This window comes from Pseudomonas sp. PP3, assembly GCF_905336995.1.
Taxonomy (GTDB): domain Bacteria; phylum Pseudomonadota; class Gammaproteobacteria; order Pseudomonadales; family Pseudomonadaceae; genus Aquipseudomonas; species Aquipseudomonas reinekei.
Genome location: NZ_HG995459.1, coordinates 4,621,682 through 4,643,026 on the forward strand (window position 1 = coordinate 4,621,682; position 21,345 = coordinate 4,643,026).

Annotated in this window: 13 protein-coding genes; all 13 read left to right on the forward strand. The window is 49.0% G+C overall.

The window, feature by feature from the left end; genetic code table 11:
- The first annotated feature begins 90 nt into the window (after positions 1-90).
- Entirely contained in the window at positions 91-5,175 is a 5,085-nt protein-coding gene (locus KHO07_RS21050; protein WP_212625429.1) for an ATP-binding sensor histidine kinase, read from the forward strand.
- Positions 5,176-5,566: 391 nt separating this feature from the next.
- A complete protein-coding gene (locus KHO07_RS21055) occupies positions 5,567-7,204 on the forward strand; it encodes an MFS transporter (protein WP_212625430.1) in 1,638 nt (545 codons plus the stop codon).
- Complete coding sequence (locus tag KHO07_RS21060) at positions 7,201-8,412, forward strand: HlyD family secretion protein (RefSeq protein WP_212625431.1); 1,212 nt, start codon at positions 7,201-7,203, stop codon at positions 8,410-8,412. The genes KHO07_RS21055 and KHO07_RS21060 overlap by 4 nt, the downstream gene beginning before the upstream one ends.
- Before the next feature lie 23 nt (positions 8,413-8,435).
- Positions 8,436-8,978 (forward strand): DNA starvation/stationary phase protection protein, encoded by a 543-nt coding sequence (locus KHO07_RS21065; RefSeq protein ID WP_212625432.1) that lies wholly within the window; start codon positions 8,436-8,438, stop codon positions 8,976-8,978.
- On the forward strand, positions 8,965-10,158 hold the full coding sequence (gene hmpA / locus KHO07_RS21070) for an NO-inducible flavohemoprotein (RefSeq protein ID WP_212625433.1): 1,194 nt from the start codon (positions 8,965-8,967) through the stop codon (positions 10,156-10,158). Before KHO07_RS21065 ends, hmpA begins: the two co-directional genes overlap by 14 nt.
- A gap of 131 nt (positions 10,159-10,289) precedes the next feature.
- Positions 10,290-10,721, forward strand: a complete 432-nt coding sequence (locus KHO07_RS21075) for a hypothetical protein (RefSeq protein ID WP_212625434.1) — start codon at positions 10,290-10,292, stop codon at positions 10,719-10,721.
- Between the two features lie 11 nt (positions 10,722-10,732).
- Positions 10,733-11,530 (forward strand): methyl-accepting chemotaxis protein, encoded by a 798-nt coding sequence (locus KHO07_RS29400; protein ID WP_212625435.1) that lies wholly within the window; start codon positions 10,733-10,735, stop codon positions 11,528-11,530.
- Positions 11,531-11,964: 434 nt separating this feature from the next.
- On the forward strand, positions 11,965-13,761 hold the full coding sequence (gene dld, locus KHO07_RS21085) for a D-lactate dehydrogenase (protein WP_212625436.1): 1,797 nt from the start codon (positions 11,965-11,967) through the stop codon (positions 13,759-13,761).
- 85 nt (positions 13,762-13,846) lie between these two features.
- Entirely contained in the window at positions 13,847-14,680 is an 834-nt protein-coding gene (budA, locus tag KHO07_RS21090) for an acetolactate decarboxylase (protein ID WP_212625437.1), read from the forward strand.
- A gap of 10 nt (positions 14,681-14,690) precedes the next feature.
- Entirely contained in the window at positions 14,691-16,364 is a 1,674-nt protein-coding gene (gene alsS, locus KHO07_RS21095) for an acetolactate synthase AlsS (RefSeq protein WP_212625438.1), read from the forward strand.
- Positions 16,365-16,398: 34 nt separating this feature from the next.
- Complete coding sequence (locus KHO07_RS21100) at positions 16,399-17,787, forward strand: cytochrome ubiquinol oxidase subunit I (protein ID WP_212625439.1); 1,389 nt, start codon at positions 16,399-16,401, stop codon at positions 17,785-17,787.
- Between the two features lie 19 nt (positions 17,788-17,806).
- Positions 17,807-18,787 carry a cytochrome d ubiquinol oxidase subunit II gene (gene cydB / locus KHO07_RS21105; protein ID WP_212625440.1) on the forward strand — a complete coding sequence of 327 codons (981 nt, stop codon included), beginning with the start codon at positions 17,807-17,809 and terminating at the stop codon, positions 18,785-18,787.
- Between the two features lie 497 nt (positions 18,788-19,284).
- The gene (locus KHO07_RS21110) at positions 19,285-19,602 is read left to right on the forward strand and encodes a DUF2790 domain-containing protein (RefSeq protein WP_212625441.1); all 318 of its coding nucleotides are present in this window, start codon (positions 19,285-19,287) and stop codon (positions 19,600-19,602) included.
- The last annotated feature ends 1,743 nt before the right edge of the window (positions 19,603-21,345 follow it).

The following is a 21,345-nucleotide window of genomic DNA, read 5'->3' on the forward strand; positions in this document are numbered from 1 at the left end:
TCGGAAATATTATGCCTCCGTGTAAGCTATGACCATGATTACCCAGCTTCATACCCTTCTGGGTTGATACGTATCGACGGAGTGATTCTGATGCCTTCCAAGCTAAACCTTGCAGGTTCCGTGGGAAAGTTAGACGAAAAATGGTTAGCGCGCTGCGCGATGGAACCGATACACAAAATGGAAGGGCTTTCCTGCGTGCGACTCGTTGATGGAGACGAGCACTGGGAAGCCATAGTCACTTCGCTCGACTCAGCACATTCATGCAATTTACTTGAACGATATTTTAGTATGAAGCTCTCGTCGACCTGGGCAGTCGTACCTTCGACATTAATCAGGTCATCAGATCAAATGGTTCTGGTGTTTGAACAACACTCAAACCTACCCATAGAGTTCAGACAGTTTGATTCAATGTTGAATGCGCTTGAGACATGCATTTCGGCAGCCAGAGCAGTTTGCCATTCTCATAGTCATGGAGTCATTCACGGCAATCTGGGCACCAACGCTATCGTATTTACCGGAGGTAAAGCGCGGTTACACTGGTTATGTCCGCTGACGGCTGTTGACGAAAGCCAATCACAATATCAAATTTCATTTAATACTCCGCCAGAGCTATTGAATGGAACAACTGACAGAAAAGATATTCGATCAGACATCTATGCCTTGGGTTTGGTGTTCTATGAATGGATAACTGGCAAAACACCGCACACGGCGTCAAGCCCAGAAGAATGGCGACATGCTCATCTCGCAGTTTCACCCGCTGCCCCGTCATCAGTCTCAAACGATATTCCAAATACTCTAAGCAATATAATTATGAAATCTTTGGAAAAGGATCCACGAAATCGTTACCAAAGCGCCGAGTCACTTTTACATGACTTGATTCGGCTTGCAGAGAACCCATGCCAGGATAATGGAGAGAACCTATTCCAGATCGGCTTATCCGACCCACCCATATTAGATGAATCATCATGCGAAACATATGGCAGAGATTACGAGATCGAAATGCTGTCTGGCATGTTCATAAAAGCATCTGAACGGCCTATCTTTCAAATTGCGCTTGTTAATGGGCCAACAGGTTCGGGCAAAACGGCTTTCGTCAAAAAATTCTTGTCAGAATTGGTGGGGGGGCAATCTGCTTCGGGCAAAGCGGAACAGCTAAAACAGAATATACCATATAGTACTATTAGTGAACTGCTTACATCCATCGCAAATGATCTCTTGGGGTATCCGACAGAAGACTTGCTAGAAGTCCGACAGAAGCTTTTAGGCGCGATTTCTAATCAGGGACACCTGCTTACTACGCTATCTCCCGACTTCAAATTCGTTATTGGCGACGCAGCGAGCCCAGAGGACATGCCTTCTCTCGCTACAATACATAGAAACAACACGATTCTCGTTAAAGCATTTTCGGCTCTTGCAACCCCGGAACGGCCATTGATTCTATTTTTTGACGACCTGCAATGGGCTGACGAATCGACTAAAGAACTTATATCTACATTCGCTGAGCAAAAGCCAAGTAACATTTCTCTTATTTTAGCTTACAGATCAGATATCCAAGAAAACGGCACGCAATTTATAAAATACATCAACAACATCAAAAAAATGTGCTCGCTAAGCATCGAAGTCGGCCCAATTCCTGCTTGCTCCGTGGCAACCATATTAGCCAAACGCCTAAAAACCTCTGAAAGTGAAGTTACATTAGTAGCTAACTTAATCCATGAAAAAACTTTAGGCAATGCTTTTTTTGTTCGCCAAGTTATACGCTCGTTAATCGATGAAAAAATATTCAGATACGACTCAAGCACGCAAAAATGGCTTTGGTCGCTTGATGAGGTTTCAGCATACCGTTATGCGGATAATGTTGCCGACCTTATGCTATGGAAGTTCAAAAAGTTATATAGTGACCAAAAAGAAATCCTTAAGCTTTTGAGCTGCTTGGGTACATCGTGTGAAATTGCTTTAGCTGCACATATTGCCGACCTAGAAGTTGCTGAGATGCTAGCACTGACCTCACCCTTGGTGAGCATGGGTTTATTGAAGATAGTAAAATCAAGTTATACATTTCCACATCAAAGGATTCTTGATGCAGCCTACGATCAATTATCAGAAAATCTGCGTAGCCAGTTGCATAAAAAAATAGCAAAAAAAATGATTGATTATAAAAATCCTCATCAGAGGAGTAACGCGTTCGCCATTGCCAACCAACTTTTGAAAATTGAAACTCAAGACGTCTCAATAGGCGATCATATTCCTGGCGAAGCGCTCGTTATTGCGGCCAAAAATGCGACACAGACTGCAGCTTATGAGCAGGCAGCTCAATATTTATGCAAATCGCGAGATCTTCTATGCGCGCACTGTTGGACGCACAATTACTCGCACGCTCTAGAGACTTATCTTCTTTCCGCCGAATGCGAACTACAACTGGGTAACATAGATAACGCAAAGGGCTACATTGATGTCTGCCTGCAGCGTTCCCAAAGGCCTTTGGATACAGCGAAATCCTTTCATTTAAAGTCTTCTATCTGCACTTTGCAATCAGATTATCAAAGCACGATCAAGTTCGCTCTCAAAGGCCTAGAGCATTGTGGCATTAGCCTTCATCAGAATCCTGATCTCGATGAGATGCACAAGGCATTTCAAATTACCGATCGGCTACTGAAGAATTATGAGCTTGACGACCTTTTAAGGCTCCCTACCTGCCATAGCGAGTGGGTGAACGTTGCAATGAAACTATTGAGCAATCTGATTTGCTCTTTTTTTGTGGATAACCTTATCAGTTTCACACATCTCGCAAAAATGGTAGAGCTAACGCTACTTCATGGCGTTACCCCAGAGGCAAGCCATGGCCTAAGCTGGTACGCAGTGAAACTAGGCGAGCACTATGGATTGTATGATTACGGATCCGAACTCGCAGCAACAGCGCTTAAACTCGTTCAGGAGCATAGTTACGACGTTACTTTGACCAGCACACTGGTAGCTTGTGATCAGATGTTTGGCTGGACGCACCCCATCGACCATGCTTTACGACATGCGAGGCGGGCTCAAGAAAGAGGAGCCATTGGCGGTGACATTGGTATGTCCTGCTACGCGTGGAAACATGTAACGTGTGGATTACTGTTTAGAGGAGGAAATCTCGCAGCAGCTGCTGAAGAAATCGACCGTGGGATCGCCTTTGTTCGCTCGTACGGATTCTCAGATATCGAGAGAATTCTGCAGGCTCAGGCCTATTATTGCGAAACACTTATGAAGGGTATCAGCGCCACCAGCCCGAGCGTAAGAGCAAGTTTCGACAGCGCGCTGCCTGGTACCCAAAGCGCGCCCTCGGGGCTAGTTGCGGCGATGACAGCCATTTATGAAGGAATGTGCGCGTTAGCGTTTGGTGATCCTGCGCAAGCGCGAAAAATCTATCGCGATAATGCTTTGAATGCCCGAGGCCTAAGAGGCCACATTGCTCATACCGAGTACCAACTCTGGTATTGCCTAGCTCAATGCACTGATCCGTCCCCTGCTCCCGAAATAGTTAGAGAGCTGGAGGAAATAAGGGCTCGTTTTGCGCACCTGAGTGAAATTAATCCCACCACCTTCAAGCACAAACATATGTTGATAGAAGGTTCGCTAGCTCTACGACAAGGACAAGACCTGTTAGCGATAAGTTTTTTTGACCAAGCCGCCATTAACGCTGGTGCCGGCGGATTTATCCATGAGAAGGCATTAGCTCATGAGTTCCTTGCAGGTATGTGCGAGGCGCATGGATTAATTTCCGGGGCGCATTACCGCTGGCGGGCGGCTCGTGACGCCTATCGAATCTGGGGAGCGGAGGGTAAAGCGCAGCTGATAGAGTTAAGCCATCATTTCCTTTCCACAGAAGCTGAGATAATCGAGCGGGAAAATGGCAATAAATCCAACCTTGATTTATCAATCAGTATAAAAGCTACTCAGGCACTCTCGGATGAAGTCCTACAGGATCGGCTGGTTGAGACGCTCATCCGAAATCTAATTATTTACGCGGGAGCAAGCAAAGGCGCGCTGTTACTGACTGCTGATTCCTCACTCACAGTGGAAGCGCTCGCTAAAGTTGAGGGCGGCTCCGTGCTGATTTCACACGCAAAATGTGGGATGACTGCTGACATAGTGCCCGCCTCTCTAATCTACGCGACGATGAGAAAACGGCGCACGATTGTCATCGACGATGCAATGACGGACTGTCCTGACGGATTCAAAGCCGATCTGAAAGGAAGGCAAATCAGATCCGTAATTTGCCTTCCTCTGCTGCGCCAAGGAACAATCACTGGATTGGTTTATTTAGAAAACGCATCCCTGGCTGGCGTTTTTTCACCAGAACGAGTGCCTTTACTTGAGTTACTGACAGCACAAGCTGCTGTATCTGTAGAAACCGCGAAGTTGTATGCACGCCTGGTAGAGGTCAACCATATACGTGCAAACATTGAAGCAGAATTAGCGAATTCTAAAAGCGAACTATCGAAAGCGTCCAACTCCGCCGTGATGGGCGAGCTATCCGCCGCCATTGCTCACGAAATTAGCCAACCCTTATCCGCGATGGAAAATAACGCCAAGGCTAGCCTGAATTGGTTAAAGATGGATCCGCCGAATGTGGAGTATGCTATCGCCAGTTTAGAAGACATAAGCTTGGATGCCACTAGAACGGCTGAAATCGTCCAAGGGCTCAGATCGCTTGCTAAAAAGGCATCACCGGATTTGAGCCCCGTAAACTTGAGCTTGGTAATTCGAGATGTTTCACGCTTAACATCGAACGAACTTTTGAGCAATAATGTTGAACTCATCCTTTTCCTACAACCAGACTGTATTGTAATGGCAGACGCATTGCAATTACGCCAAGTATTTTACAACTTGGTGATGAATGCAAATGAAGCCTTGAAAGGATACACGAGGACGGACAGAAAAATTGCGATTACGACACGCTCCTTTAGCGAGTATGTGGAGATCTCAGTCGACGATAATGGCCCAGGCATTGACAAGGCAAACATAGAAAGCGTATTCGAACCATTTTTTACAACCAAGTCCACAGGCTTAGGAATGGGTCTATCCATTTGCAGATCGGTAATCGATGCACACGGAGGCACTATCACGATAGACACTAACGAATACGGTGGATGCAGAATTGGAATCACCTTCTGTGTGAGCTCACTAACAGAATAGTAATGACGTTTTCCTTTTGACCCTGTCAGTAGAAAAGTTACCCGCTTGGCTCTTGCATCTAGAGCCAAGCGTGTCCTGACGTCCCGTTTTAAGCTTTACGTGCTCAAGCACAACTATCCAATAAAAGCATGAAGACAATCGTTAGCTTTGGCGGAAATCACCTTCCATCCGAAATCAACGGCGGCTCGAAGGCAGCGACTTGGTCACTGTTAGTGATCGTAGTGCGATCTGACGCCGTTGAAAGCGTGATACATCTAAGGGCAACGATCATGCTTTCAAACCGACATTTATTACAGCAACTCCCTCATAGCGACGACATCCTTCAGCATTTGGCCATGGGCACGAAAGAAGCTTTGACCCCTGAAAAGTCACTCACCGCCTCTTCGACCTTATGAAACTCTACGAGACGCATGATTGGGCACCCGGAGAACGACCTGCGTTCCCAGGGTCTCCGTCCACACCAGTACATCCTACCAGTAAGCGTTTCGCCTTCGGCGCAGTAGGAATGCTCGTGGGAATTACTGGTGGTCTTGGGAATGCGCTGGTTACGGTGAACATACCTTATCTGCAGGGTACGCTTGGGGCTACAACTGCCGAAATGGCTTGGCTGCCAGCAGCCTATGTGATGACCAACATCACGATTAACCTTCTCGTTGTGAAGTTTAGACAAAGGTTTGGTTTGAAGGCCTTCACCGAGGTTTTTTTATGCCTATATGCCCTCGTGGCATTCGCGCACTTATTCGCCAATTCTCTTGAGTCCGCCATCGCGGTACGCGCGGCGCATGGGATGGTAGGTGCGGCATTAACAAGCTTGAGCTTGTATTACATGGTTCAGGCGTTTCCATTTAAATGGAGACCCCGCGCGCTCGTACTCGGTGTCGGCTCAACGCAACTAGCACTACCACTTGCCAGGGTATTCTCACAAGAACTCTTACAAATTGGTGAGTGGAAAGGCCTGTATTTTTTCGAACTGGGCCTGTGCTTAACTACCTTAGGTTGCGTATTTCTATTAAGGCTGCCGCCTAGCGATAGATATAAAACTTTCGAACCGCTCGACTTCCTCACATTTTCGTTGCTCGCCCCTGGATTCGCGCTTCTTGTATCAGTACTCGCACTCGGTAGAGTTGACTGGTGGCTTGAGGAAGTGTGGATCGGCTGGGCGCTTGTAGCTTCTATCGCTCTGATTTCCACTGGATTATGCATTGAACACAATCGCATCAATCCGATGTTGATGACGCGCTGGTTGGGAAGCGGCCCAATATTTCGTCTGGCACTAGCTATTCTGCTCATTCGCATGGTGACCTCTGAGCAATCAACCGGGGCGGTTGGTTTCATGCAGTATCTGGATCTCAGCAGCGATCAATTGAACCAACTTTACTACGTGATGCTAGTTGGCAGTATCACCGGATGGGTAGTGAGCGCGTTGACAGTCAACCCACCTCACCTTTTTAAGCCCATGGCCATATCTCTCGCTCTAATGGCTACCGGCTCCATAATGGACACGTTCTCATCGAGTATCACACGTCCTGAACAACTGTACATCTCACAATTTTTACTTGCGTTTGGCTCAATGTTTTTCTTAGGGCCAGCACTTTTAATGGGAACAAAAAATGTTCTCAACGCCCCGCAAAACTATATTAGTTTTATCGTGATGTTCGGAATCACTCAAAATCTAGGAAACCTCACTGGGGCTGCGCTACTGGGAACTTGGCAAACGCTTAGGGAAAAATATCACTCTAGTTATCTGACCGATGCAATATCACTTCAAAACCCGCTTGTTGCAGACCGCCTAAGGAACTCTCAAAGTATCTTATCATTACATGTGCCGGGATCCCTAGAGCAACATATTGAAGGCATGCGAATACTGGCTAACGCTGTAGCACGGGAAAGCAACATTATGGCTTATAACGACACTTTCGCATTGATAGCGATAGTAGCACTTATAACTCTTTCCTGGATAACCATTCGAGGAGCACAGGTGCAGACCGGTAACAACTTGAAATCACTCTTCATGAAGCTAAAAAAATGACGACCGAGACGACTACTACAGCAATTGCAGCGATGAATGGAGATCGCTCTCAAGCGTCGCCGCAGGTTATTGAGGAGAGATTACCCCATGCCAAAGCATTATCAGCGGGGTTGTTCGCCATCGTCGCGCTAATTGGTATCTCGATAGTCCTGTACGCTTGGGAACTCCCGCCTTTTTCCTCTGCAATCGAAAGTACCGAAAACGCAGAAATCCAAGGTTACGTCACTTCTATCAGCCCTGAGCTTTCGGGTTACGTATTCGAGGTTCCCGTTCAGGATTTCCAATATGTCAAAGAGGGAGACTTGCTTGTACGACTCGACGACCGCATCTACGCCCAACAATTGAATAGGGCCAACGCGGAGCTGGATTCTCAGCGGGCATCACTAGAAAACAATCTCCAAGACCAAGCGATTGCTAAAGCAACAATACAGCAAAACTACGCATCTGTCAGAAACGCCAAAGTTCAGGTTGATAAAGCCAATGCCGATTTGAAACGTAGCCAAGCACTGATAGTTGACGGGTCTATCTCAAAACAGAACTTTGACGACTCTCAAGCAGCGCAATCTCAAGCGCAAAGCACTTACGAGCAAACCAAAGCCGCGCTCAGTATTGCAGAGGAAAGGCTCAAAGCCGCTGTTATCCAACGTAACGGCGTCCTCGCCGCCGTTGAGACTGCTACTGCGAATGTCAAGCTTGCCGAGGTCAACCTATCAAATACCAGAATTACAGCCCCTCGCGACGGCGAACTCGGGCAGATCGGCGTGAGATTGGGTGCATGGGTAAACTCAGGGAGTCAACTAATGAGCCTCGTACCGTCAGATCGATGGGTAATCGCGAATATGAAAGAAACGCAGATGGTTAATGTACGTATAGGTCAACTTGCCACTTTCACGGTCGACGCATTCAATCACAGAGAGCTTACTGCGCGGGTGGAGCAAATTTCACCAGCGACTGGATCGCAGTTCGCATTATTACAGTCAGATAATGCCACCGGCAATTTTGTGAAAATTGCTAAACGAATTTCAGTTCGTTTGAAAATCGATGATAACCAGCCTGCCATCAAATATGTTAGACCGGGGATGTCGGTTGTGGTGAGAATTAATACTCGCTCGGTAATCGATGCAGGATCAAGTTCAAGAACAAACCGCGATAGAGACGTTACAGCGTCTGCTGCACATATACCAATTGTAAATTCACAGCAACCCTAACTTAAACCCAGTGAGTAATCGTCATGCACAATCAACCAACGACTCGTACCTCTTTGCCTTTAGAAACAAACCCACAACTTAAAAAGGATGGATTCATTCACAACAAACCTGAAATTGGCACCCAACTTAGCGTACTACTATCCGACATTTTTACGTTATACATCAAGACCAAAAGTTTTCATTGGCACATGTGCGGCCCTCATTTCAGGGACTATCACCTGATGCTGGATGATCAAGCGACTCAGCTTTTTGAGATGACTGACGCCGTAGCCGAGCGGGCTCGCAAAATTGGACAACAGACTATTAAGACGGTGGAGCAAATCGTCAGCCTCTCACGTCTGCAGAGCAGCGATGGAACCGCTACAGACGCCTCAACCATGACCAGTGAGTTGCGTAACGATAATGAACGCTTGGCTGCGTATATGAGAGTACTGCACTCATTGACTTCAGACTCCAATGATCTTTCTACCACGAGCCTGTTGGAAGAATGGGTTGATCAGGCCGAAGAGCGCGCTTGGTTTTTGGCAGAAATTACTGCAGCAGGTGAAAGCAATGCTCACCCCTGATGAAAAAAAAATTGTAAAGGCCACCGTTCCGTTGCTTGAAACAGGTGGCGAAGTTTTGATCACTTATTTTTATAATAAACTGTTGGCTGAGCATGCTGAAGTCCGCCCTCTCTTCAACCAAGCGCATCAAGCTACCGGTGACCAGCCTAGAGCGTTGGCAAACGGCGTGCTCATGTACGCTAAACACATCGATCACCTGGACGAACTAAGCGAGCTCGTAACCCGCATCATCAATAAACACGTAGCGCTGCAAGTTCAGGCTGAACACTACCCCATTATTGGCGAATGCCTGCTTGCTGCTATCGAGGATGTGTTGGGTGCAGAGACCGCGACGCCGGCGGTCTTGAAAGCCTGGAGCGCGGCTTACGGGCAACTCGCTCAGATGTTGATTGACGCAGAAAGTAAACGGTACCAAGCCAACGCAGCGCTGCCGGGGGGCTGGACAAGTGGCAGAGACTTTTACCTTTCTCGTCGAGAGACAGAAAGCAGTGAGATCACCTCATTTTATTTCAAGCCGGTGGATTTTCATCCGATTATCGTTGCCAAACCTGGACAATACATCGGAATCAAGCTGTTCATAAACGGCGAAGAGCATCGTCGCAATTACTCCTTGTCGAAGCTCAGCGATGGGATTGAGTACCGCATCAGCGTTAAACGAGAAAAACAGGGTAAGGTTTCGAACTTTCTGCATGACGAGCTCAAGCTAGGAGAGGTTGTTCAGCTGTTCCCTCCATCAGGAGAGTTTGTACTTACAGCAGAAGCTCGTCCTTTAGTCCTTCTGAGCGCGGGCGTCGGCATTACCCCTACCTTGCCAATGCTGAGTCGTGCTTTGGAGCAACACCGACAAGTGCTATTCATTCATTGCGCGCGGAACGCCTCGGTGCAAGGTTTCGCAAGAGAGATCGCGGATGCGGCTTTGTGCTCAACATTGCTGACTACCCGAGTCTGCTACAGCGAGCCGTTGCCTGAAGGGCAATTCTGCGACTTCGTAGGCCATCTGGGGCGGCCACAGCTTGCCGATTGGCTCGCACCGTTGCGTGCTGCAAAGGTTTATCTGTTGGGGCCGCCGCTTTTTATGTCCGCAATGCGCAAGATCTTGCTGGATATCGGAATTGCACCCACAGATATCCATTACGAGTTCTTCGGCCCTGCTAGAGCGATCGAAGGCAACGATCCGTAGACGCGCATTAACGTGCGGCAGGCAAAAAAGCTGGACTGTTCACGGGCTCTCTGAGTCTGAACTGCTGATCCGTTTATATGAAAGGATCCATAAAGACCGAGCAAAAAAATTCGAGAGATTCGGGTATAAATATGTTTAGGAATACCGCAAAAACAGAAAATATTTCTCTCAAGAATAAAGTTGCGGAGCTTGAGACATATAACACCTTTCTTGAGTGTAGAAATATGGTGGCTATACTGGATGATGCCGGCCGCATAAAAGAATCTAACCAAGCGTTCAAAGACTTTGTAGAATTTCACCTCACTGGCCATCCCCCCTCTATATTAAATCTGGCGCGTCAAGCGGCGAGCGAAACGAGTGCCTCCACACCTCACCTTAAAATAGAGGGTTATCAAACAACGATTTCCCTTCCACGACCTCATGGAGATAGCCGCTGGATTCATGCAACATTAATCGACACACCGGCAGACCAAGCGGTAACGATCACGTATTCGTGGGTAGAGAAATCACTGATCAAATTGAAGAACGCGCCAAAACCTTTAGTTATATACAGGCATTACTAAGATCTACCGCAGTGATTGAGTTTGATATCAATGGCCATGTATTGACTGTCAACGCCCTGTTTCTTGAGGCTATGGATTATACGGAAAACGAAATTCGGGGCCAGCATCACAGGATGTTTTGCGACCCAACTGAAACCACGAGCGCTGATTACCAGCGGTTTTGGGAAACCTTGCGATCAGGACGATTCATTGCACAACGATTCAAACGGATCGATAAACAAGGCAATGTCGTCTGGTTGGAAGCGAGTTACGACCCTATTCGTGATGCGAACGGAACATTAGCTCGTATCGTGAAATTTGCATGGGTTGCCACGAGCGAGGTGAGTAAGGAAAAGACTATTCGCCAAGCCGCCCTGATGGCATTGGAGACATCATGTTCAGCTGAAGATACCGCCGCTCAAGGTTCATCCGTGCTTGCTCAAACCGCGGATCTCATGAGCAACATCGCTCAGGGTATGAAGGTGATGCATGAAAAAATCGACGCTTTGAACAATCAGAGCAAGGTCATCGCAGACATAACAAAGAACATAGCGGGAATAGCTTCGCAGACAAACTTACTGGCGCTGAACGCAGCGATTGAAGCGGCGCGAGCTGGCTCCAGCGGTCGCGGTTTTGCAGTCGTCGCTGATGAGATCAAACGCCTAGCTCAGGTGACCACCGACTCAACGAAACAAATAACGAACGTCGCCACTGCAAACCAAGCATTGGTCACTGAGGCATTCGATCTCATGCGAACCAGTAAGGCCCATGCGGATAGTGGCGTGAATCTCGTCAATCAAGCTGAAGGCGTACTTCAGAATATTCAATGAGGAATCAACAATCTCGTCCAGGCAGTGCAGCAACTGTCCTCACAAATGCAGCCTAGCGCTGCTTCGAAATTCTGACTGAGTCATCAACTGATTCTGGGTAACGAGCAAAACGTTGCTCCCTCTGTTGGTGGCTATTCAGTTTTAGGTCATGACCCTATGCTTTTTTTACTTCGATGTATCTCGTGGAGCACATCGTATCAAGATTGAGGAGTTTTCCTTCCCTAGTCTAAGCGACGTACCCAAAATGTTGGCCGAAGTGGATAGTAAGTTGGGCGAACAGCGTGTTAACGCACATCAGTACAAGATCTCGCTTGCCTCAACAGCTAGAAACTCCTCGTACAAGTTGAAATTGGCATTCCTGTCCGGGCGACCTAGGTGTGCCTATCAGCAGTCAAGCTTCGACCGGCCAGCATTCATCGACACAAGGAGCCTTTATGACTACCGTATTAGCGTCAGCCAAACGTGCTAACAGTACAGATACTTACCGCGATCTTTTGGACAAATTGACAAAGATCTGCGGTTCGAAACACGTGCTGACTGATGAAAGCAAAACAAAACGATTTCGCACCGGCTTCCGATTCGGTAATGGCAAGGCTCTTGCGGTGGTACGTCCTGGGAGTCTTGTTGAACAGTGGAGAACCTTAAAAGCTTGCATGGAAGCCGACGTTATCGTTATTGGCCAAGCCTCAAACACTGGCCTGACCGGCGGCTCTACACCTGATGGCGATGACTACGATCGGGAAATCGTCATTATCAGCACTACACGCATTAAAAAAATCTACCTGATTGAAAATGCTACTCAGGTGATCTGCCTGCCTGGTGCGACACTAGATCAACTGGAACAAGCTCTCTTGCCCTTGGGTCGGGAACCTCACTCGGTTATTGGGTCAAGCTGCATCGGAGCTTCAGTTTTTGGTGGTATCTGCAATAACTCGGGTGGATCTCTGGTTCAACGCGGCCCGGCTTACACCCAAATGACCGTCTATGCGCGTGTTACCGATGAAGGAACGCTCGAACTGGTAAATCACCTTGGGCTAAATTTCGATTGCTCAGAGGAAGAGCTTCTAGCGCGCCTCGATGAAGGCAAATTCAGCGATGCCGACATTATCCACAATGACAGCGTGTGCCACGACCATAACTATGTCGAACATGTTCGCCAAGTTGAAGAGTCTACACCTGCTCGGTTTAACGCAGATCCGAATCGGCTTTTCGAATCATCAGGCTCAGCCGGTAAGGTGATGGTTTTCGCGGTGCGTCTGGATACCTTCGTTGCTGAAAAAGGCGCCAAAGTATTTTACATCGGAACCAACAAAACTGATGAATTGACCGATATTCGCCGTGCTGTTCTAGCTGACTTCCAGCACTTGCCCATCTCGGGCGAGTATCTCCATCGGGATGCTTTCACCGTCGCTGAAAAGTACGGAAAGGATACCTTCTTACTGATCCACTTCCTAGGCACCTCTCGATTGCCAGGTCTATTTGCTATCAAAGCCAAGTTTGATAACTTTTTCTCAAGACTACCTTTCTTACCCTCGAACTTCACTGATCGTGTCATGCAATTTGCGAGCACTCTGTTTCCGAGCCATCTTCCGAAACGCTTGAAGGAGTATCACCAATCTTACGAGCATCACCTGCTGCTAAAGGTGAGTGCAGAGGGTGCAGAAGAAGCGCGCGTCTTCCTGAAAAATTACTTCAACAATGGCAGCGGTGGATATTTTGAATGTAACGAGGAAGAGGGCGAAAAGGCATTTTTACATCGGTTTGCAGCGGCTGGCGCAGCTAATCGATATCGTGCAGTTCACACAAAGACAGTGGAAAATATCCTGGCATTGGATATCGCACTTCCCCGTAACGAGCGTGACTGGTTCGAGCATCTTCCAGCGGAAATTGAGAAACCAATTATGCTAAAGCTGTACTACGGCCATTTCCTCTGCCACGTTTTCCATCAGGACTACATCATACAGAAAGGCCATGACCCGATGGCTCTGGAACATCAGATGTGGAAGTTACTTGATGAGCGCGGCGCTGAGTATCCGGCCGAACACAACGTGGGTCACTTGTACTACGCCAAACCCGCTTTGAAAGAACACTACCAAACACTGGATCCTTGCAACTGCTTTAATCCTGGCATTGGTCACACGTCCAAATTGGCATTCTATAGAGATGCTTCCGGCCAGACAGCCAAATCTGCGGGCACCGTTAAACAGCTTAAAGCCGCTAATCCAAGCTGATTCCTGACCATATCGACCATCTACTTGTACCATCGAACATAGTTGGCGGAACTTCAGTTCCGCCAGCCGATCGAGGATCAACCATATGCCCTTGCTCGAAATCGATATCCCTGTGTCTTTAAAAAAAGCACTGGATAAACATGCGACTCAAAAAAATGAGCCAACTGACCAAATAATCAATAACGCACTGGCTCAGTATCTTGAATTGCCATTGCATACACTTTTTCAAGTTTCCACGTCTGGGGCACTTGTCGCTGGAGTATATAGCGGAATGGTAGCGGTAGATACGCTCCTCCAGCATGGAGACTTTGGCCTAGGCACTTTTGCCAGCCTTGATGGTGAAATGGCGGTAATGGAAGGAAAGGTTTATCAAATTCGTGGCAACGGAAAAGTCACCATTGCCCCTGACGACGCCCTCGCCCCCTTTGCCGTCGTGACACGCTTCAAACCTCAGAAAGACCTCACCATCGGTCAGGTACAAAGTCTCTCCCAACTAGAAGAAATGTGCGACGCGCATAGCCCCTCAGAAAACCTCTTCTATGCATTCCGTATCGATGGTCACTTTGCGCAAGTTCATACGCGAGTTGTGAATCCACCTTCGAAAGGTACACGTCTGGCCGATGCTGCAAAATCTCAAACAGAGTTCCGTTTCTGCAATATCGAAGGATCACTCATAGGAATTTGGTCGCCGAGTTTCTCCAGCGCTTTCAGCGTTCCTGGGCACCACTTCCATTTCCTGTCAGCCGACCGTCAGCACGGCGGGCACTTGCTCGATTGCGCCTCCTTCGGCCCGCTGCGGTTGCAGATGGAGGAGTTGAATGACTTTCACCTGGCGCTCCCTGAGACCCAAGAGTTTCTGACTGCTGACCTCTCCAAGGACAGCAGTGCAGAGCTCGCTTACGCCGAAAAATCACACTAGGACATTTAAAATGAGCGATAACCAATTCCCAACTCAAAATGGTGCGCAACTCGTTGTCAAAATGCTCCAGGAACAAGGCGTTACTCATGTATTTGGCATTCCAGGAGCCAAGATCGATGCTGTATTCGACGCGCTGCTCGACTCTCCCATCAAGACGATCGTCACTCGCCACGAGCAAAACGCGGCTTTCATCGCCGGTGGTATCGGCCGCATGACAGGCAAGGCAGGGGTCGCGATTGCAACGTCAGGCCCTGGCGTATCGAACTTGGTTACAGGTCTCGCTACAGCTAACTCTGAAGGTGATCCAGTAGTCGCCATCGGAGGAGCTGTCGGCCTGTCCGACACATTGAAACAGATACATCAAACAATGGACGCAGTTGCGATCCTCAAGCCGGTCACTAAATTCAGTGCCACTGTGCAGTCACCATCAGCGATTGGCGAAGTATTCTTGAACGCCTTCAGGGCTGCGGAGTCTGGACGCCCCGGCGCCTCGTTCATTAACCTCCCTAAGGACATACAAGCAGCCCCGTGCCCATTTAATGTCCTCAAGTCTCCGACACATTTCGGCCCAGGTCTGGCAGATGCTGACGCCATTGCCGAAGCTGCACGGTTGATCAACCGTGCAGAAAACCCAATTGTTCTATTGGGTCTGTCAGCTAGCAAACCTGCAAACGCCGAGGCACTTAGGCAGTTCATTGATCAAAGCAACTTACCCGTGGTTGGCACCTTTCAAGCTGCAGGCGCTATCTGTGCTCATCAGTTCGAAAATTTTGGTGGCCGAGTTGGTCAATTGGCAAACCAACCAGCCGACCGTTTACTCGACACAGCGGATCTGGTGATCACTGTAGGTTACGACCCTGTCGAATACGGCCCGTCGGATTGGAACGGCAAGAACACACGCGAGATTATCCATATCGACGCCCTGCCGGCGGACATCGACAATCACTATTGCCCGAGCGTAGAGCTGACGGGTGACATCGCTCGGACGCTGTCGGTTTTGACCGGACAGATTCTTCGTCACGACCGTAATGCTTTGTCCGCAAATGTATTGATTTCCATCCAAAGCGATCGCGCTCAGCTTCAACTGATGGCCGCAAACATGCACGGCAGTCCCGTCCATCCTCTGCGTCTGGTTTACGAGTTGCAGAAGCTACTCACAGACGACACCACGCTGTGCTTGGACATGGGTTCTTTCCATCTGTGGATCGCGCGCCACCTCTACACCTTCCGCGCTCGACAAGTCTTGATTACCAATGGCCAACAGACACTCGGAGTCGCGCTGCCTTGGGCAATTGCAGCATCAATTGTGCGTCCCTCTGAAAAAGTACTTTCTATTTCTGGGGACGGAGGCTTTCTCTTCTCGTCGATGGAGCTTGAAACAGCGGTGCGCCTCAAGTCCAACTTGGTACATATGGTTTGGATCGACGGGACTTATGACATGGTTGCCGTGCAAGAGAAAGCCAAATATGGCCGCTCCTCTGGTTGCGATTTCGGGCCGGTGGATGTCGTACTTTATGCCCAGGCAATGGGTGCTACAGGCTTGATGATCCGCCATCCGGATGAGATCGGTGCGGTGATGCGCCAGGCTATGGAAATTCCCGGGCCGGTCGTTGTCGGCGTTCATGTTGACTATCGCGACAACCACAAGCTTTTTGAAATGGTTCGCGGCGACGCTAGCTGCTGATGTCTTTCCCAATGATTAGCTTCTGAGGTGTGCCATGGAACTCACGGCGCTATTACTGTCGCGGATTCAATTCGCGTTCACAGTTTCGTATCACATAATTTTTCCATCTTTAACGATTGGTATCGCTGCCTGGCTGACTGTTCTCGAAGCCGTTCATCAGTACACCGGTAAGGAGGTGTATCGACGGGTCTTCGACTTCTGGTTGAAGATATTTGCCGTAGCGTTCGGAATGGGCGTTGTTTCAGGCATCGTTCTGGGCTTCCAATTTGGTACGAACTGGAGTGAACTTTCTCGCGCATCAGGGCCCATCCAGGGGCCGCTACTTGCCTATGAAACATTCACCGCGTTCATGCTCGAAGCGTCCTTCTTTGGCGTGCTGCTGTTTGCTCGATCTCGGGTAAGGCCGGGCTTCTATCTGTTTTCAACGGGCATGGTCGCCCTTGGAACGACGCTGTCAGCGTTCTGGATCATGGTCAACAACAGCTGGATGCAGCATCCCGTAGGCTACGAAGTGGTTAATGGGCAGTTCGTTCCAACGGACTGGGCAGCTATTGTCTTCAGCCCTGTAGTTTGGGTTCGCTTCCCGCACATGCTTTTCGCATCCTATCTGACCGGGGCATTCTGCGTGGCAGCTACGGGCGCGTGGTATGCACTTCGACGATTCTCGATGCCGGAAGCTAAAGTCATGTTGCGCATGGGTCTGTATCTCGCTGCGATTTTGATGCCCATCCAACTCCTTTTTGGCCACCTCGTCGGTGACTATGTCCACGATTATCAACCCGTAAAATTCGCAGCGATCGAAGGCCGTTGGCACGATGAGCAACCCGCCTCCGAGGTGCTTTGGGCATGGCCGGATGAAGACTTGGAGAAAAACAATTTCGAGATCTCCATCCCCGTGCTTGGAAGCCTTATTGCCACCATGACAACTGATTCAAAAGAGGTTGGTCTCACCAACTTTCCGAAAGATGGGCGCCCGCCAGTTCTCCTGTCGTTCCTCACTTTTCGGCTTATGGTCGTACTGGGTCTATTGATGCTTTTTATCGCCTGGGTCGGCTCTTTCCTCGCGCGTAAAGGTCGGTTGGCAGAAAATCGGTTAATGCTTTGGGCTGTGTTCTTCGGCTTTCCAATGCCATTTATTGCCATTATCACCGGCTGGTTTACGGCAGAGGTTGGGAGGCAGCCATGGACAGTCTATGGACTGATGCGTACCGCTAATTCGGTTACGCCGACTCTTACAGTAGAAGCGGCGAGCACGTCGCTGATCATCTTTTGCCTGGCTTACGCGATCATCTTCAGCTTCGGGACATTCTACATCCACAAGTTGCTGCGGATCGGCCCGAAGAGCGTTGACGATGAATCGTCTCCCCCTATGCCAAACCGACCACTCGGCGCCGGTATGGGTAACGTGAACATTACAGTTTAAAGGCTGAGAGGAGCTCACCATGATCACTTACTGGGCCGCAGTTCTTGCCATCAGTATCTTGCTGTACGTAGTTCTCGATGGATTCGACTTGGGTGTTGGAATGCTATTTGGCACCACTTCAGATGAAGACCACCGTCAGTCAATGCTTTCATCTATTTCGCCTGTTTGGGACGGCAACGAGACCTGGTTAGTCGTGGCCGGCGTAACCCTTTGGGGAGCATTTCCGCCTGTATACGCAGCCGCCCTTTCCGCTTTTTACATACCTGTCTCGCTCATGTTGGTAGGACTGATCTTCCGGGGTGTGTCTTTTGAGTTCAGATCTCACGCACACCGTTCGCGCTGGGTATGGACGCTCGGCTTGTTCTTCGGATCGCTATGCGCTGCGTTTATGCAAGGCGCAATGGTGGGTTCGCTAGTGGAAGGTTTACCCGTCGTCAACGGGCGATTCGCCGGCGATGCAATGACTTGGCTTAGTCCTTTTTCCGTGTTGTGCGGAATCTCTCTTTGCTTCGGTTACACGTTATTAGGCGCAGGGTGGGTTGCACGAAAATGTGTAGGTAAAGCGCGTTCAAAAGCACTTTCACTCGCCCCACGCCTTGCTGGGATTACTCTGATTCTAGTATTTATACTTTTTGCACATGCACTTATAAGCAACTTGAGGATCATGGATCGATGGATTGACCGTCCTATTCTGTTTGTTGTACCTGTAATTGCCGCAGCGGCCTACTGGGTCATTCTGTCAGGCTGCAAGCGGGACAACGATCGCTCACCGTTCAACGGCACAGTGCTGCTCTTCATTTGTGCTTATGCGATGTTTGCGATCTCCTTCTGGCCCTACATGATCCCGTTCAGTATTACCCTTCAGGAAGCAGCTTCGCCTACATCCAGCCTGCGATTTATGTTTTGGGGAGCCGGGCTTGTTGTCTTCCCTCTGATGCTTATCTATACAGCATGTAGTTATTGGGTCTTTAAAGGGAAGTCCGTTATTCACCACCACTGATCCATCTCTGCAGCAAACATCGTCGCCACAAAATAGATGCCCAAAGCCAATTTATCCAGCAATAACTAGCAATGGGTAATCCGCGCTAGTTATTGCTGAGCCAGAGGATTACGTTATGAAAAGCTCGCTAACGTTCTTGACTGCATATAGCCTCGCTATTCTTTGCGCAGCTTGTGTAGCGCTCGCCACAGTCGATGGGCATATATCGATGCCTAAAGAGGGCTCGACCGTGGTACCTGCAAAAAACACTATCGCCTCACTCAAGGGTCAATAGCGTGCGTAATTTTGTATACATGTGCTTCTTTTTAATGACCCTTCGCCCATAGATTCGTTGTTTAAAAAATCTTTACTCTCACCATCGACCAAGCATTAACGTCAAGCCATTCAATCTCACTCAGAGATAGCCCGACAATGCGGTCGGTAGTAGCAAAGCGCTATATAACTGCTACAGCTCCTATCTTAAGTACATAGACCAACCGCTTCAAAAGGAGACGAACATGCAAAAACTGATTTGCGCTATCACGGTACTCGCTGCACTTTCAGGGTGCGCTACGACCACGACGGGAGCGAAGCCTGCCAATCAAAATCTGAAGGTCAGCCAGGGCGCGAAGCCTATACAAGACAAAGACATTCCCATCGTCGACTACAAATACGGTATGCACCTAGATGTAGCCAAGGTAATTTCCATGACAGATATCAGCAAAGATGAAGGTCTCGTACCTGTCACTATGAAATATGCTGACAGTCAGGGGAACATTCACAAAGTTCGAGTGATCGAATACGCTGATGACACTCTGCCTCAACATGAACGATGAACATAAAGGCTAAGCCGACTAAATGGTGCTGCAGACAGACCGGTGATCCCGCTTTTAGACAATCTACTCGTCCTGAATAACCACCATATCAGTAATTTGAGGTGTATGCGCTCGCCATTACAATGGCCCCGATGTCGCGACATCGGGGCCATTCTTTACGGTTATCAAGAGCGATAAAGATTGTCCCCCGCCTCCCCCTCGATTTGCTGGGATATCAGAGCCCGAGTAAATCGCTGACCCTGGCACCAAAACGTGGTAGAAATACTTCAGCTCCGTCAACAAACCCGCATGGCGTGCCCGCTCCCGAAACGTCATTTAAACAGCCGTGCTCAATCAAAAGTAAGAGGCGGCGTAACGACCCTGACTCCGATGCTCGCAGACCACCGGGGAAGCCTTGCTAAACTGATTGGGGAGATTAAGACCGACTGAACGCTTGCTGGCCTGACAAAGCACATCCCCTGGTTAACCAAAGCGAAGTGCGGTAAATCTGATCCGAACAAAATTCTGGGAAAAGAGGTTGGCCAGGGTGGGACGATTGGGGCTCCAACTCAATCGGAATTCACGGGAAAGTGCAGACGGAATGGCTGCCCTTGAATGACGCCGGCTCCAGTTCAACACTCCCACCAAGTGCGGACATGACCAGCTTACAAATAGCGAAATCCATACCAGGGCCCCAGCGGTCACTAGAGCCGAATCCCGATACCGCTCGTTGGCGCTCAGCAACTGTACTACTTGCAGTGCTCGCTGCCGCACACAGTTCAATTTGCCGCCCAACCACCGCAACCTAAAGTCGCAATACGGCGCTTTGAGCCTGCTCTTGGGGAATGAGCTTCAGCGTACTGATAATTAATGTACACAAAGCGAACTGAAGATAGGCAGCGGGAGCGGTGAGGTAGCAACCACGACTGAGTGAGGTTGGAAGCTGAATTCTTCGTCTCGACATTTCGGGCATTGAAAGCGCAGGCGCGTCTTCGACTGCATCATGCAGCTCGACTCGCTCCGACTGACCAGTTGCTAACCTGGCGACTTTCCGCAGTAACTTGATGACGTTGGCAACTCTTTTGGCGTCGGCGCTGACGCTTTCCGAACGGTAATGACCTCGTCTAGTTTCCCGGATGGTTTTTTATCCAGCGAAAACTTGCGGAGGCGTTAGCAGAAATGCTCAGTAAAGGTTGGCATATTTTGCTAACCAACGAATCAATCAACTCAGGCAGCAGGGAGGTCAACGCGGCGGATACGGACGAGGAAAAGAGCACTGGAGCATTTTTTGAAAGAGGGGGCGAGGTTTGCTTTTGGCGTAATCGGCCGTCGATTCCCAGCAAACACCGTCGTCAGGCCTAAGACATTTGCATCCACGTCATCCCCTCAAAATGCGAAGCGATGCGCTCCATCGTAGTCGAAGTGTAATTATAGAAAAAATAAATTCAGCACTGACGGTGCCATGGCCGTCTTGTGCACGATGTTGGCAGCTCTAATCCCACGTGACAGGTGCTAGTCATTACCAGAAAAGAGAATCGCAACATTCGTTTTAGTCAACAGAAAGGGATAGATTCGAAAACTTGATGGAAGTATCGGGATCATAATAAGCAATCGCCGTCGAATGAAAATTTTATGAATTGCCCAGCGACACGGAATGCAAGGGGAGGCATTGGTAGGCAGCTAGATGAGCAGGAGCTTGCTTCAGACGAAAGGGATAGCTGGTAAGTGATTGAATCAGCCCGGCCGGGAAGCACACTCGGCAAC